The organism is Mammaliicoccus sp. G-M28, from assembly GCF_022386595.1.
In the GTDB taxonomy this organism is placed as follows: domain Bacteria; phylum Bacillota; class Bacilli; order Staphylococcales; family Staphylococcaceae; genus Mammaliicoccus; species Mammaliicoccus fleurettii.
On the sequence record NZ_JAJNIF010000024.1, the window covers coordinates 1 to 14,760 of the forward strand.

General features: G+C 34.1%; 14 protein-coding genes. 5 read left to right on the forward strand and 9 right to left on the reverse strand.

The features are described 5' to 3' along the window. Nucleotides 1-379: 379 nt before the first annotated feature. The 9 genes from ilvA to ilvD are packed head-to-tail and all read right to left on the reverse strand — an operon-like array spanning nucleotide 380 to nucleotide 11,163. The gene (gene ilvA / locus LQ609_RS12185) at nucleotides 380-1,645 is read right to left on the reverse strand and encodes a threonine ammonia-lyase IlvA (RefSeq protein WP_107509989.1); all 1,266 of its coding nucleotides are present in this window, start codon (nucleotides 1,643-1,645) and stop codon (nucleotides 380-382) included. A gap of 15 nt (nucleotides 1,646-1,660) precedes the next feature. Beyond that, nucleotides 1,661-2,230: a 3-isopropylmalate dehydratase small subunit gene (gene leuD / locus LQ609_RS12190; protein WP_078358317.1), complete on the reverse strand. Its 570-nt coding sequence runs from the start codon at nucleotides 2,228-2,230 to the stop codon at nucleotides 1,661-1,663. Next, entirely contained in the window at nucleotides 2,231-3,604 is a 1,374-nt protein-coding gene (gene leuC, locus LQ609_RS12195; protein ID WP_078358315.1) for a 3-isopropylmalate dehydratase large subunit, read from the reverse strand. Nucleotides 3,605-3,619: 15 nt separating this feature from the next. After that, the gene (gene leuB / locus LQ609_RS12200; RefSeq protein WP_239734815.1) at nucleotides 3,620-4,660 is read right to left on the reverse strand and encodes a 3-isopropylmalate dehydrogenase; all 1,041 of its coding nucleotides are present in this window, start codon (nucleotides 4,658-4,660) and stop codon (nucleotides 3,620-3,622) included. Next, on the reverse strand, nucleotides 4,657-6,189 hold the full coding sequence (locus LQ609_RS12205) for a 2-isopropylmalate synthase (RefSeq protein WP_078358313.1): 1,533 nt from the start codon (nucleotides 6,187-6,189) through the stop codon (nucleotides 4,657-4,659). The genes leuB and LQ609_RS12205 overlap by 4 nt, the downstream gene beginning before the upstream one ends. A 29-nt stretch (nucleotides 6,190-6,218) precedes the next feature. Beyond that, nucleotides 6,219-7,226: a ketol-acid reductoisomerase gene (gene ilvC, locus LQ609_RS12210; protein ID WP_078358311.1), complete on the reverse strand. Its 1,008-nt coding sequence runs from the start codon at nucleotides 7,224-7,226 to the stop codon at nucleotides 6,219-6,221. Nucleotides 7,227-7,255: 29 nt separating this feature from the next. Next, entirely contained in the window at nucleotides 7,256-7,729 is a 474-nt protein-coding gene (gene ilvN, locus LQ609_RS12215) for an acetolactate synthase small subunit (RefSeq protein WP_239734816.1), read from the reverse strand. Further along, nucleotides 7,729-9,462 (reverse strand): biosynthetic-type acetolactate synthase large subunit, encoded by a 1,734-nt coding sequence (ilvB, locus tag LQ609_RS12220; protein WP_078358307.1) that lies wholly within the window; start codon nucleotides 9,460-9,462, stop codon nucleotides 7,729-7,731. The genes ilvN and ilvB overlap by 1 nt, the downstream gene beginning before the upstream one ends. 12 nt (nucleotides 9,463-9,474) lie before the next feature. Continuing rightward, entirely contained in the window at nucleotides 9,475-11,163 is a 1,689-nt protein-coding gene (ilvD, locus tag LQ609_RS12225; RefSeq protein WP_078358305.1) for a dihydroxy-acid dehydratase, read from the reverse strand. A 445-nt stretch (nucleotides 11,164-11,608) separates the two neighbouring features. Between ilvD and tsaE the strand changes: the two genes are divergently transcribed. The 5 genes from tsaE (at nucleotide 11,609) to LQ609_RS12250 (ending at nucleotide 14,668) form a co-directional block, all read left to right on the forward strand. Beyond that, the gene (tsaE, locus tag LQ609_RS12230; RefSeq protein WP_208143659.1) at nucleotides 11,609-12,070 is read left to right on the forward strand and encodes a tRNA (adenosine(37)-N6)-threonylcarbamoyltransferase complex ATPase subunit type 1 TsaE; all 462 of its coding nucleotides are present in this window, start codon (nucleotides 11,609-11,611) and stop codon (nucleotides 12,068-12,070) included. Further along, nucleotides 12,051-12,716, forward strand: coding sequence for a tRNA (adenosine(37)-N6)-threonylcarbamoyltransferase complex dimerization subunit type 1 TsaB (tsaB, locus tag LQ609_RS12235; RefSeq protein WP_239734817.1), 666 nt, complete (start codon nucleotides 12,051-12,053; stop codon nucleotides 12,714-12,716). Before tsaE ends, tsaB begins: the two co-directional genes overlap by 20 nt. An 11-nt stretch (nucleotides 12,717-12,727) precedes the next feature. Next, on the forward strand, nucleotides 12,728-13,156 hold the full coding sequence (rimI, locus tag LQ609_RS12240; RefSeq protein WP_411815073.1) for a ribosomal protein S18-alanine N-acetyltransferase: 429 nt from the start codon (nucleotides 12,728-12,730) through the stop codon (nucleotides 13,154-13,156). Continuing rightward, entirely contained in the window at nucleotides 13,149-14,165 is a 1,017-nt protein-coding gene (gene tsaD, locus LQ609_RS12245) for a tRNA (adenosine(37)-N6)-threonylcarbamoyltransferase complex transferase subunit TsaD (protein WP_208143660.1), read from the forward strand. Before rimI ends, tsaD begins: the two co-directional genes overlap by 8 nt. Nucleotides 14,166-14,239: 74 nt before the next feature. Beyond that, on the forward strand, nucleotides 14,240-14,668 hold the full coding sequence (locus LQ609_RS12250; RefSeq protein ID WP_078358298.1) for a VOC family protein: 429 nt from the start codon (nucleotides 14,240-14,242) through the stop codon (nucleotides 14,666-14,668). The last annotated feature ends 92 nt before the right edge of the window (nucleotides 14,669-14,760 follow it).

Here is a 14,760-nt window from a genome sequence, read left to right on the forward strand (position 1 = left end):
ATTAAAAATAAGCATATCACTATAAACTTTAAAAAATAGTAAAAAAAGACTGAGAAACTTAATCAAAAAATAGATTTTGAGAACGGACTCAAATATTACAAATTAAAAAGAAGTGATAAAAGAGTTAGGACATAAATATATTAGAATTTCTGCTCTTACTTTTTGTATAAAAATAGATGTTTGTCACGATTTTGTAAAGTGCTGACGCATGAGGGAATAGTATGTGTGAGAGACTGCAGGCTCGAGCCATACCCCTAGGCAAGCATGCACGTACAAAATCGTATGATATTAAAAAAAATAAGCATATCACTATAAAACTGAAAACTCAGTTAAGTGATATGCTTATTTTTTTAAGTTAGGATTTATATTCTACTATCTTTTAAATCAGTAGTGAATAAAGCATTTTGTTTTGATTAATGTAAATGTATTTAGGATCAAATTCACTGACGTTCTTATATAATTGGTCAAGATCATTATGATCCTTAAGTTGAATACCAATAATAACAGAACCAGTATTTTGACTAGATTTTTTTAAGTATTCAAATTTAGTAATGTCATCATTAGGACCCAATACGTCATTTACAAATTCTCTTAAAGCGCCAGGTCTTTGTGGGAAATTAACGATAAAGTAATGTTTCATATCTTCGAATAAGAGGGATCTTTCTTCGATTTCTTTCATTCTATTAATATCATTATTACCACCACTTACAATGCATACTACATTTTTACCTTTAATTTCATTTGTATAATGATTAAGGGCACTCACACTTAATGCACCAGCTGGTTCGGCTATAATGGCTTGCTTCGAATACATATCAAGAATAGTGCTACAAACTTCACCTTCATCTACAGCTACAAAATTGTCTACTACATTTTTAGAAATATCAAAAGTTAATTGTCCAACTTTTCCTACTGAAGCACCATCTACAAATTTATCGATGTCAGTTAACGTTACAATCTTATTTGCTTTTACTGATTGAGCCATGCTACTTGCTCCTAATGGTTCTACACCTATAACTTGTGTAGTCGGCATATTTTCTTTTAAATATGTACCAACTCCCGAAATAAGTCCGCCACCACCGATTGCAGCAAAACAATAGTCAAATTGAATGTTCTCATCATTTGCATAATCTACCATTTCTTTTGCAATAGTACCTTGACCAGCAATCGTATTAATATTATCAAATGGATCAATAAAGCTTAATCCAAATTTTTCAGTATATTCAAGGGCATGTTTCAAACAATCATCAAATGTGTCTCCAATTAATTCAATTTGAACAAATTCACCACCGAAAAATTTCACTTGATTAATTTTTTGAGCTGGGGTAGTAACTGGCATGAAAATGACTGCTTTAATTTCAAGTTGTTTAGCAGTAAATGCAATACCTTGGGCATGATTACCTGCGCTTGCACAACTAACGCCGTTTGCTCTTTCTTCATCAGTTAATTGATTAATGGCATAGTATGCACCTCGTAATTTAAATGAGCGCACCCATTGAAGGTCTTCTCTTTTTAAGTATACGTTACAATCAAATTTTTGTGATAAATACATATCTTTTTCTAAAGGTGTTTGTTTAACAGTGTCTTTTAATTTTAAAAAAGCATCTTCTATATCTTCGGCACTTAAACGTGTTTTTAAGGTCATTTTATCACTCCCAAATTAGTTGTGCATTTTCTCATATTCGTTTATTTGATCTTCGTAAGTTAATGTAATAGCAATATCATCTAGCCCATTAACAAGTTTATTCTTCCATGTTGAATCTATTTCAAAATGATATTTTGCTTCAGGTGTAATAACTTCTTGATTTGGTAAATCAATAGTTATATCACTATGTTGAGCAATCGCTTCTCTATCATTTTTATTTTCAATAGCAATAGGAAGCATACCATTTTTAGTACAATTCATATAAAAGATATCACTAAAACTACCTGCAATAATAATAAGGAACCCAAAATCTTTAAGCGCCCATGCGGCATGTTCTCTTGATGATCCACAACCAAAATTGTCACCAGAAATTAAAATGCTTGCACCTTTATATTCCTGTTTATTTAAGTTGAAGTCTGGATTTTCAGAACCGTCTTCAAGATAGCGCCATTCATCAAATAGAAAAGGGCCAAATCCTGTTTTAGTTATTCTTTTTAAAAAGACTTTAGGGATAATTTGATCCGTATCAATATTATCATTCAATAGGGGAACTGTTTTCCCATTAAAGATGTTAATAGGTTCCATTTAAATGACCACCTTTCTAGTATCTACAAATCTTCCATTTATAGCAGCCGCAGCAGCCATAGCTGGCGATACGAGATGTGTTCTTGCACCTTTACCTTGTCGTCCTTCAAAGTTACGGTTACTCGTTGAGGCACAATGTACCCCATTTGGTACTTGATCGGGATTCATACCTAGACACATTGAACATCCTGGTTCTCGCCAATCAAAGCCTGCATCTTTGAAAATCTTATCTAATCCTAGTGCCTCAGCTTGTAGTTTAACGCTTCGTGAACCTGGTACGACTATAGCTGTAATATCTTGATGAACTTGGTGTCCATCTACTATTTTACTCGCTTCAATTAAATCTGAAAGTCTAGCATTTGTACAAGAACCAAGGAATACATAACCTAGAGGAATATCTCGTGCGGTTTGACCAGGTTTAAGCCCCATATAGTTATACGCTCTTTCATCATTAATATCATTGATTTCTGGGAATGGTGTACTGAAACTTACGCCCATTTCTGGACTAGTTCCCCATGTAACTTGTGGTTCTAAATCATTTACATCAACTGTGATGATTTTATCATAAGTAGCATCTTCATCAGAATAAAGCGTTTTCCAATCTTCTACTTTTTCTTCAAAGTTTTCAGGTTGATATTCACGACCTTTAACATATTCAAAAGTTGTTTCATCTGGCTTCATCATTCCATACTTAGCACCAGCTTCAATGGCCATATTACAAATAGTCATTCGCTCGTCCATTGACATATTGGAAATAGCTTCACCTGCGAATTCTAAAGCGTATCCACTACCAAAATCAACTCCATATTGGTTAATCAAATATAAGATGATATCTTTTGCATATACACCAGTAGGTAGGGTACCATCTACTTGAATTTTTAAGTTTTTAGGTTTAGTTTGCCATAATGTTTGAGTTGCAAAAACATGTTCAACTTCACTAGTACCTATTCCAAATGCAATAGCACCAAATGCACCATGAGTAGCAGTATGTGAATCTCCACATACGATTGTTTTACCTGGCTGTGTTAAACCTGTTTCTGGACCAACCATATGTACTATACCTTGTTCGTCTGAACCCATATCAAATAACTTTACACCAAATGCTTCACAATTTTTTTGTAAGGCATTAATTTGTTTATTAGCAATTTCATCTCTAATATTGAATATATCAACAGTAGGAACATTATGATCTAAAGTTCCAAAAGTTCGATCAGGTCGTCTCAATTTTCTGTTTTGCAATCTTAATCCTTCGAATGCTTGAGGAGATGTAACTTCATGTATTAGGTGCAAGTCGATGTATAATAATTGGGGTTCACCTTCTTTACCAGCTACTATATGTCGATTCCATACTTTATCAAATAATGTTTGTGACATGTCGTTTTCCTCCTCTTAAATTGATTTTTTAATTGCTTCGAAGACTTCAGATGTGCTGTAGCTACCACCTAAATCTTTTGTGGCAATACCTTCATTAATTGTATTAAAAACTATATTTTCTAAATGTTGTGCGCATTCTGGTTGATGTAGACTTTCACGAATACACATTGCTAGTGAGAGTAACATACCACTAGGATTTGCTTTATTTTGACCTGCAATATCTGGGGCAGATCCATGTATTGGCTCATATAAACTTGGGCCACTTTCACCAAAACTAGCAGAAGGCGATAAGCCTAATGAACCTGGAATTACTGAAGCTTCATCACTTAGGATATCACCAAATAAATTCTCAGTTACAATAACGTCAAATTGCTTGGGATTAGTTATAAGGTGCATGCTACATGCATCAACTAATAAATGATTTAGCGTTACATCAGGATATTCTTTAGAAACTTGTTCTAAAGTTTGTCTCCATAATTTTGAAGAACTTAAAACATTTTCTTTATCAACAGACGTTACAACATTCTTTCTTTTTAAAGCTAATTTAAAAGCTATGTGAGCTATTCTTGTTATTTCTTCTGTAGTATAAGTCAATGTATCTACTGCTTGATTTTCATTGAAATACTTTGGTTCACCAAAATAAAGGCCACCAGTTAATTCTCGAACGATTATAAAATCAGTATCTTTAACTAATGATTCTTTTAGTGGGGAAAGGTGAGCAGTAGCTTCAGTAACTATAGTAGGTCTAATATTAGCAAATAATTTTAGTGATTTTCTAATACCTAATAAACCATGCTCTGGTCTATTCTTAGGATTTGTCCATTTAGGGCCACCTACAGCGCCTAACAGTATTGCATCACTGTTTTGACATGCTTCTAAAGTTTCAGGAGGTAAAGGTTCGCCATGTTTATCTATGGCGATACCTCCAAAATTTTTCGTAACTAAGTCGTATTCAAATTCAAACTTTTTTGCAAGTGCTTCTAATATTTCAATACTACCTTCTAAAATCTCTGGGCCGATACCATCACCGGGTAGGGCAGTGATTTTGTATGTCATGACTTTACGCCTTCTTTCACTGTGTTTTTACTGAATTTTGCGTGCGCTTCTACATACGCTTTGCAAGATGCGTATAAGATATCATAATCAATACCTATACCAGTAAATACTTCATCTTCAAATTGTACTTGTACGTGTACTTCAGCTTGTGCATCTGTACCTTCCGTAATAGAGTCAATTCGGTATTGTTGTAATTTAGGTGAATAATCAAATATTCTATCTATTGCATTATAAATTGAAGTGATAGAACCTGAACCAATAGAAGAGTCTTGATAAGTATTACCTTCTTTATCTTCTATAACGACTACAGAACTTTGTAAGCCATTAGACACAAATTGTAGTTGTAATGCATTCACTTTATAGTATGCATTCTCTTCATGTTCACTACCTTGTAAAATAGCGTGAATGTCACGATCTGTAACTTGTTTTTTCTTATCTGCGACAGACTTGAATTGTTTAAATACTTCTACTTGTTCATCAGGAGATAAATCATAACCAAGTTCAATAAGTTTTTCGCTAAATGCATGTTTTCCAGATAGTTTTCCTAAAGGTAGTGAATTTTTAACAACACCAACTAATTGAGGTGTCATAATTTCATACGTTTCAGGATTTTTTAGAATGCCATCTTGATGTATACCTGATTCATGGCTAAATGCATTTTGTCCGACAATTGCTTTATTTCTTGGGACTCGAAGGCCAGAAAATCTACTTACTATGTCACTCGTATTTTTAGTTTCAGATAAGTCTATATTTGTTGATAGATTAAAATGGTCTTGTCTAACATGTAGCGCAAGCGCTATTTCTTCAAGTGCTGTATTACCTGCACGTTCACCAATACCATTAATTGCACCTTCAACTCTACGAGCACCGTTTTCAAAAGCAGCAAGTCCATTTGCTACTGCTAGTCCTAGGTCATCATGACAATGAGAGCTATAAATTACTTCGTGATCACTTTTAACTGTTTCAATGAGAGTCTTAAAGAGTTGACCATATTCTGAAGGATACGAATAACCAACAGTATCAGGAATATTGATAATATTTGCACCTGCATCAACAGCCGCTTGAACTGCTTTAATTAAAAATGGTAAAGGTGTTCTAGTTGCATCTTCAGGTGAAAATTGTACTTTTTCAAATAATGTTTTTGCATAAGTAACATTTTCTGTAATCGAAGATAAAACTTGTTCTTCAGTCATTTTTAATTTGTATTCTAAATGAATAGGGCTAGTAGCTAAAAAGATATGAATTTGTCTATGTTGTGCTTCTTTTGTAGATTCATGAACAGCATCAATATCTGATTTTTTACATCTAGCTAAGCCACAAACTGCAGTAGTTGTTAATGCCTTTGAAATACTTTCTACTGATTTAAAACTGCCTTCACTAGAAGCGGGGAAGCCTGCTTCTATTACATCGACTCCCCATTTTTCTAGTTGTATAGCAATTTTGAGACGTTCATCGAATGAAAAGTTTACTCCTGGTGTCTGTTCTCCGTCTCTAAGTGTTGTATCGAATATTTGAATATGATCTGACATAATAATCCTCTCCTTAAGTTCTAATACATTTATTTAGATTGAATACTTTTAGCTTTAACGAATGGCATCATGTCACGTAAATCTCTACCAACTGATTCAATTTGATGTCCTTGTTGTTCTTTACGCATTCTCAAGAATTCTTCAAAGCCGTTTTCGTTATCTTTAATGAAGCGATCACTAAACGCACCAGTTTGGATATCTTTTAGAACTGCTTTCATATTGTCTTTAACATCTGGTGTGATAACGCGTTCACCTGATACATAGTCACCAAATTCTGCAGTATTTGAAATAGAATAACGCATGTTTTCCATTCCACCTTCATACATTAAATCAACGATTAGTTTCATTTCATGTAATACTTCGAAATATGCGATTTCTGGTTGGTAACCTGCTTCAACTAAAGTTTCAAACCCTGATTGGATAAGTTTAGTTACACCACCACAAAGTACTGCTTGTTCACCGAATAAATCTGTTTCAGTTTCTTCTTCAAAGCTTGTACCAATTACACCGGCTCTAGTTGCACCGATACCTTTTGCGTAGCTTAATGCTAATTGTGTTGCTTTGCCAGACGCATCTTGATATACAGCGTAAAGAGCTGGTACAGCGCTACCTTCAGCGAATGTACGTCTTACTAAATGACCAGGTCCTTTAGGTGCTACTAAGAACACATCAACGTTTTCTGGTGGTTGAATGACTTTAAAATGAATATTAAATCCATGAGCAAATACTAAAGCATTTCCTTCATCTAAGTTAGGTTCGATTTCTTCTTTATATACTTGTCCTTGAATTTCATCTGGTAATAGGATCATTACAACGTCAGATTGCTTAACTGCTTCTTCTACTGGATAAACTTCGAAGCCATCTTCTTTAGCTTGATCAAATGATTTACCTGGACGAATACCGATAACAACGTCATAGCCATTATCTTTTAAGTTTTGTGAATGTGCATGTCCTTGTGAACCATACCCAATAACTGCAATTTTTTTACCTTGTAATGCGTCTTCTGTTACCGTGTTGTCATAAAATACTTTAGTCATAATAAATGCCTCCATTAAATTGTTTAGTTTTATAGTAATCCTGCTGAACCTGTTCGTGACACTTGTGTCACTGGATATATTTTTAAATCATCCAATAGATTTTCTATTGTTTGATGGGTTCCAAATGCTTGTAAATAAATATGGTCTTCAACATCTTTTAAAATAGTAAGTTGATTTTCATAGGGCTGAATCAATTTTTCGAAAGACTTATAATCAGTAGGGTGACCTAGCTTAATTAATATGAGCTCTCTATTGAATAGATTCGTTTCTGTAATGTCTAGTGCAGATATTACGTTTACTTGTTTTTCTAGTTGCTTAATAATTGTTTCTGTACTGCTTTCATCTGAAACATCTATGATAAATGTTATATTCGTAATGCCCTCAGTTTCAGTTGGCGTTGCTGAAAGTGAAACAATGTTGTATTGTCTCCTTACAAAAATACTTGTAAGTCGGTTGAGGGTACCCGCTCTATCGAGTACTTGAGTCTTAATTGTTCTTTTCATTATTCCACGCCCTCCATCTTGTAATTTGGTTGTCCACTTGGAACCATAGGAAGTACTGGTTCAGAAGGGGAAATTCTAATTTCGATTAGGGCAGGTCCTTTATGTGCAAATGCTTCATCAATTGTTGATTCCAATTTCTCATTAGAATCGATCATGAAACTTTTAACACCGTAGCTTTCTGAAAGTTTCATAAAGTCTGGTTGTCCTGAAAATACTGAATGAGAAAAGCGTTGGCTATAAAACTTATCTTGCCATTGTTTAACCATCCCTAGTGCACCATTATTAATTAATACGATTTTAATATCGTTGTTGAATTCATTAAGAATCGCCATTTCCTGATTTGTCATTTGGAAACCACCGTCACCAACAACTGCAACTACAGTTTTATCTGGATATGCAAACTTTGCACCCATTGCAGCTGGAATGCCAAAGCCCATAGTTCCAAGACCACCACTTGTGATGATTTGACCGTGTGTCTTGAACGGGTAATATTGTGCAACCCACATTTGGTGTTGTCCTACATCTGTAGCGACAAGTGCATCACCGTTAGTGATTTTACCAATATACTCAATTGCTTGTTGTGGTTTAACAAAGTCATCAGTGGGTTTGTCGTATTTAAATGGGTATGTTGCTTTGTTTGATAGACAATGTTCGTACCAATCATGGTGAATAAGGTCATGAGTTTCATATTCTAATAGAGATTCAAGAGTGAGTTTTGCATCAGCAATAATACCTAAATCAGTTGGAATTATTTTGTTGATTTCACATGGATCAATATCGACATGGATAACTTTTGCATCTTTAGCAAAATCGTCTGGGCTACTTGCTAGACGATCATCAAATCTGCTGCCAAAATTAATCAACAAATCACATTCTGTTAGTGCCATATTACTAGCGTATGAACCATGCATACCTCCCATACCTAAAAATAAAGGATCAGAGTAGGGGATAGAGCCTAAACCTAACAAAGTATTAACGACAGGAATTTTGTATTTATTCGCAAAAGCTGTAAGTTCATTTGAAGCTTCGGCATGGTTAACACCTGCACCAGCTAAAATAAGTGGCTTTTCTGCTTGGCGTATCATTTGAATAAACTGGTCAATTTCTTTTTCTTCAGGATTTAGGTCAATATGATAACCTGGTAAATCAAGTTCTCTTGGTGCAACTTCAACAGTTTCAAGAACACCGATATCTTTAGGAAAATCAATTACGACAGGTCCTTTACGTCCAGTTGAAGCGATATGGAAAGCTTCATCTATAATCTTTGGAATATCTTTTACATCTGTTACTTGATAATTATGTTTCGTAATAGGTGTTGTCATTGAAAGTAAATCAGCTTCTTGGAAGGCATCTTTACCAATTCCAGGACGATGAACTTGACCAGTGATGACAATGAGTGGAATTGAATCACTCATAGCATCAGCAATTCCTGTAATAGTATTTGTTGCTCCTGGACCGCTTGTAACAACAACTACGCCAGGTTTACCTGTTACTCTTGCATAACCTTCTGCAGCGTGAACAGCTCCTTGTTCGTGTCTCGTTAAAATGTGAGGCACTTTACCTTCATAGAAAGCATCATATAAAGGTAAGACTGCACCACCAGGATATCCAAAAATGTAATCAACTTTTTGGTCAATAAATGATTGTACGAGTAGTTCAGCACCCGTGTATGTTATTGTCTTTTCTTTAGTTGCTTCATCTGGTTCTTTGTATGATTTAGTAGTTAGTGCCATGCAAATCACTCCTTAAATTAGTTCGTCTGGTACTTTCAAGATGCCACCTGTATTTGCACTTGTAACAAGCGCAGTATATCTTGCAAGATAACCAGTTTTAACTTTCGCTTTAAATGGTTCGATGTTTTGTTTTCTAGCGTGTAACTCAGCTTCAGAAACACTTACATCTAATGTTCGGTTGATTAAATCAATTACAATTTCATCTCCGTCTTCAATCAATCCAATAGGTCCTCCAGCGGCAGCTTCAGGTGAAATATGACCTACAGCAACACCTCTAGTTGCACCTGAGAATCTACCGTCAGTTATTAATGCCACATCTTTACCTAATCCTCTACCAACGATAGATGAAGTAGGGGCTAACATCTCAGGCATTCCAGGTCCACCTTTAGGTCCTTCATATCGAATGACAACTACGTGACCTTCTCGTACTGTATGGTTATCAATCGCTTCTACTGCTTCATCATGTGAGCTAAAGCAAATTGCTTTACCGACAAATTTATTGATTGATGGATCGACACCACCAACTTTTATAGCTGCGCCATCGGGAGCAATGTTCCCAAATAGCATTGATAAGCCACCAGTTTCAGAAAATGCATTATCTCTCGTGTGAATAACATCAGTATTTTTTATTTCTTTATTTTCATTATTTTCTCTTAAAGTGTTACCTGTGACCGTTACTCTATCTGGGTGTAGTACATTATCCATTTTCAATAATTCACCGATAATTGCTGGAACACCACCAGCTTCATGAACATCGTGCATAGAATATGATGAACTTGGTGCAATTTTAGATAGGTAAGGTGTACGTTTAGCAATTTCGTTAACGCGATTTAAATCGTATTCAATACCAGCCTCATTTGCTAAAGCTAATGTATGAAGTACTGTATTAGTAGAACCTCCCATTGCCATATCTAAAGCAAATGCGTCATCGATTGCGTCTTTAGTAACAATGTCTTTAGGTTTGATATCATTCTTAACTAAATCCATAAGTTTAAATGCTGCTTCACGAATTAACTCTCTTCTTTCTTCTCCGACTGCAATAGCTGTACCGTTATAAGGTAATGCAAGTCCTAGTACTTCCATTAAACAGTTCATTGAATTTGCTGTGAACATGCCTGCACATGAACCACAAGTAGGGCATGCATTCTGTTCCATGTCTAAAAATTCTTCTTTTGACATTGATCCACCTTTGAAAGAACCAACTGCTTCAAACATTGATGATAATGTTAAAGCTTTACCAGTTGATGATAATCCAGCTTTCATTGGACCGCCTGAACAAAAGATAGCAGGTACATTTGTTCTAACAGATGCTAAAAGCATACCTGGTGTAATCTTGTCACAGTTTGGCATGTAGAATACACCATCAAACCAGTGAGCATTGATTACTGTTTCTGCTGCGTCAGCAATTACTTCTCTACTTGGTAATGAGTAGCGCATTCCAATGTGTCCCATTGCAATTCCGTCATCGACACCAATCGTATTAAATTCGAATGGTATACCACCTGCTTCTCTAATAGCTTCTTTAGCTACATCAGCTAATTCTCTTAAATGAACATGTCCTGGGACAATATCAATATAGGAGTTACAAATCGCAATGAATGGTTTATTCATATCTGTAGGATCTTTAATTTGTCCTGTTGCATGTAATAAGCTTCTTGCAGGTGCTTGTTGGTCACCTTTTTTGATCATGTCACTTCTCATAATTACACTCCTCTAGAAAAATAAAAAAGCAACGCCCCAATTATATATGGGACGCTGCTTTCAGTCCCATTCAAGTAGAAATAGGACTTAAACCTGACAGTAAATTGATACTTACTGTTGTTCGAGTCCTTCTGAGCGTAATAAAATTACTAATATGCTGTATTCGATTGTCGGTTTGTTTGCTGTCATATTATATCTCATTACAACTCGTCCTTTCTTCTCAAATGTGAACTATATTTTTGATTAAGATTTTTGAATAGTTAAAAAATTTATGTTCTAAATTTAACGCATATTTGAGCACATGTCAACAGAAGATTTAGATTATTCTAAAAATTTAGATAATGTAAGCGCTTTAGTTAGATGTGAACCGTTCATTACCCAATTAATTAAATATTTGTTATAATAATTCAGTTAGTTTAAGTAAAGTAAAAGTAGGTGCCAAATAATGTTTATTCAAGTTGAATCATTAGAAAAGACGAAAAAAATAGCTGAAAAACTTGCTCAAGTCGTAACTGAGAACGATGTTATTTTATTAAATGGCGATTTAGGAGCTGGAAAGACAACGTTTAGCCAATATTTTGGTAAGGCATTAGGCGTTAAGAGAAATATTAATTCACCTACCTTTAATATTATAAAATCGTATAAAGGAAGATTACCTTTTCATCATATGGATTGCTACAGATTAGAAAATAGTGATGAAGACTTAGGATTTGATGAGTATTTTACTTCTGATGCTGTAACGCTCATAGAGTGGAGTGAATATATTAAAGATTTTTTACCCGAAGAATATTTAGAAATTAACATTAAGTATATAGAAGAAAATAAAAGATTGTTTGAAATAGTTCCAAAGGGTGAACACTATAAACAAATAAAGGAAGTGTTAAATGATGACAACTTTATTAATTGATACTTCAAACCAGCCATTAGCTGTATCTATGGTTAAAGAAGATACTGTCTTATTAAATTATCAATCTAATATAAAGAAAAATCATTCTTTACAATTAATGCCGGTAATTGAAACACTTATGAATGAGGCTAATGTATCACCTGAAATGTTAACAGAAATCGTAGTTGCCAATGGTCCTGGCTCATACACTGGATTAAGAATTGGTATCACTACAGCTAAAACATTGGCATATTCATTGGGAATCCCATTATATGAAGTTTCTTCGCTAAAATCTTTAGCTATGACTTACAATAGTAAAACAGATTTGATTGTGCCTATATTTGATGCAAGAAGAGATCATGTATTTGCAGGAGTTTATAAATATGAAGACGATAATTTAATAGAAGTTATGGAAGATTGTTATATTTCTATTGAAGAACTTAAAAAATATTTAAATGATCAAACTCAACCTTTTATATTTGTAGGTAACGATACAGCAACTTTGAAAAATAAATTAGATGGTAGAATCATAACGAATCTACCAAATGCTTCACTTATGAATCAAATAAAAGATCAACCTGTATTAAACGTTCATGAATTAAAACCACGATATTTAAAATTATCAGAGGCGGAACAAAATTGGAAAAACAATCAAACAAAGCATTAGAAATTAGAAAAATGAGTATTGAAGATGTCCAAGAAGTTTATAAAATAGAAAATCAAAGTTTTACAAATAGCTCGTGGTCTTTAGAAGCTTTCTATCATGAATTAGAAAAAAATGAATTTGCACATTATTTCGTTGTGTCTTTGGGTGAAAAAATTATTGGCTATTGTGGTATTTGGATAGTCATTGATCAGGCACAAATAACTACAATTTCTGTAGACGAATCATATCGAAGTAATGGGATAGGACAATTATTATTAGAATATGTTATGAATTACGCAAGTACCACATGTACGACAATGAGCTTAGAAGTAAGAATTGAAAATAAAGCTGCTAGACATGTATATGAAAAAGCTGGGTTTACTTATGGTGGTGTCAGAAAAAATTATTATGGCGACGGAGAGGATGCTAAAGTGATGTGGGTGAGTTTAAAAAATGACTAAATCTATTATTTTAAGTATAGAAACGAGCTGTGACGAAACAGCAGCTAGTGTGATCAAAAATGGTAATGAAATTATAAGCAATGAAGTCGTTACCCAAATGATGACACACAAAAAATTTGGTGGTGTTGTACCAGAAGTTGCTAGTAGACAACATGTTGAAGTTATGACGCAAGTTATAGATGAAGCATTATCGAACGCAAATATGACAATGGATGATATAGATGCAATAGCAGTTACTGAAGGACCAGGATTAATTGGTGCATTATTAGTAGGTGTGGCTAGTGCTAAAGCATTAGCATTTAGCCATCAAAAACCGCTTATACCGGTTCATCATATAGCAGGACATATTTATGCAAATCACCTTGTTAAACCACTTCAATTCCCATTAATTGCACTCATTGTATCTGGAGGGCATACTGAACTAATTTATATGAAGAATCATCTTGATTTTGAAATTATTGGTGAAACACGCGATGACGCTGTTGGAGAAGCTTATGATAAAGTAGCAAGAACAATAGGATTATCTTATCCAGGTGGACCAGAAGTTGATAGATTGGCCCAAATAGGAAAGGATACCTTGAATTTTCCTAGAGTATGGTTGGAAAAAGATAGCTATGATTTTAGTTTTAGTGGATTGAAAAGTGCAGTAATAAATACATTGCATAATAAAAAACAAAAAAATGAAGAAATCGTTAAAGAAGATGTCGCTACGAGTTTTCAAAATAGTGTCGTTGAAGTATTGGTAGGTAAAACAATGTCAGCAGTAAAAGAATATAATGTTGAGCATTTAATCGTAGCTGGAGGAGTTGCAGCAAACAAAGGTTTAAGAAGTGCTTTAGAGAAAGAGTCTAACAAGCTTGGTATTGAATTGAGTGTACCACCATTAAATCTATGTACAGACAATGCTGCAATGATAGGATCGGTTGCCCATTTCTTATATGAAAACAATAGATTTTCAGACATGAAATTAAATGGCAAGAGCTCTCTAGATATTGAAACTTTTAATTAAGTAAATATTTGTAATATTACACATCAGAAGTTATAATTGACTCGAACAATAAAAGATATAGGAGGCGAAAACTTGTGGAAGTAAATAGTTATTTTAATTTTAAAAATAGCGTTGAAGCATTAAAGTTTTACGAAGAGAAATTAGGTGCAACAGATATTATGAGAGTACCTGGTAATCATGAAATATTCAAAGATGCACCTGAGGAATTTCAAATGCCCGAATCTTTTACAATGAATGCGAGTTTCAAGTTATTAGGTAAGACATTTTTGTGTAGTGATACATGGCAAAATAAAGATATTGATAATGAAGGCGCACAAGCTTGTTTCCAATTTAACTATAATGATGAAAACGACAGAGAAGCAGTTATCGATTTATTTAAGAAGGCTGAAGCTGCTGGGTGTAAAATAGATATGCAATTAGCAGAAGTAGAATGGTCTCCATTATTCGGTTCATTCCAAGATCCATATGGTGTAACTTGGATGGCAAATGCAATTACAGAATAAATCATAAGAGCTTAGAATATAAATCCTAAATCAAAAAAAATAAGCATATCACTTAACTGATTTTTTAAAGTGATATGCTTATTTTTTATACA

What these genes read in the sequence shown, in the direction of transcription:
- ilvA (WP_107509989.1), bottom strand. Translation starts at nt 1,645, where the DNA reads ATGACCTTAAAAACACGTTTAAGTGCCGAAGATATAGAAGATGCTTTT.
- leuD (WP_078358317.1), bottom strand. Translation starts at nt 2,230, where the DNA reads ATGGAACCTATTAACATCTTTAATGGGAAAACAGTTCCCCTATTGAAT.
- leuC (WP_078358315.1), bottom strand. Translation starts at nt 3,604, where the DNA reads ATGTCACAAACATTATTTGATAAAGTATGGAATCGACATATAGTAGCT.
- leuB (WP_239734815.1), bottom strand. Translation starts at nt 4,660, where the DNA reads ATGACATACAAAATCACTGCCCTACCCGGTGATGGTATCGGCCCAGAG.
- LQ609_RS12205 (WP_078358313.1), bottom strand. Translation starts at nt 6,189, where the DNA reads ATGTCAGATCATATTCAAATATTCGATACAACACTTAGAGACGGAGAA.
- ilvC (WP_078358311.1), bottom strand. Translation starts at nt 7,226, where the DNA reads ATGACTAAAGTATTTTATGACAACACGGTAACAGAAGACGCATTACAA.
- ilvN (WP_239734816.1), bottom strand. Translation starts at nt 7,729, where the DNA reads ATGAAAAGAACAATTAAGACTCAAGTACTCGATAGAGCGGGTACCCTC.
- ilvB (WP_078358307.1), bottom strand. Translation starts at nt 9,462, where the DNA reads ATGGCACTAACTACTAAATCATACAAAGAACCAGATGAAGCAACTAAA.
- ilvD (WP_078358305.1), bottom strand. Translation starts at nt 11,163, where the DNA reads ATGAGAAGTGACATGATCAAAAAAGGTGACCAACAAGCACCTGCAAGA.
- tsaE (WP_208143659.1), top strand. Translation starts at nt 11,609, where the DNA reads ATGTTTATTCAAGTTGAATCATTAGAAAAGACGAAAAAAATAGCTGAA.
- tsaB (WP_239734817.1), top strand. Translation starts at nt 12,051, where the DNA reads ATGACAACTTTATTAATTGATACTTCAAACCAGCCATTAGCTGTATCT.
- rimI (WP_411815073.1), top strand. Translation starts at nt 12,728, where the DNA reads ATGAGTATTGAAGATGTCCAAGAAGTTTATAAAATAGAAAATCAAAGT.
- tsaD (WP_208143660.1), top strand. Translation starts at nt 13,149, where the DNA reads ATGACTAAATCTATTATTTTAAGTATAGAAACGAGCTGTGACGAAACA.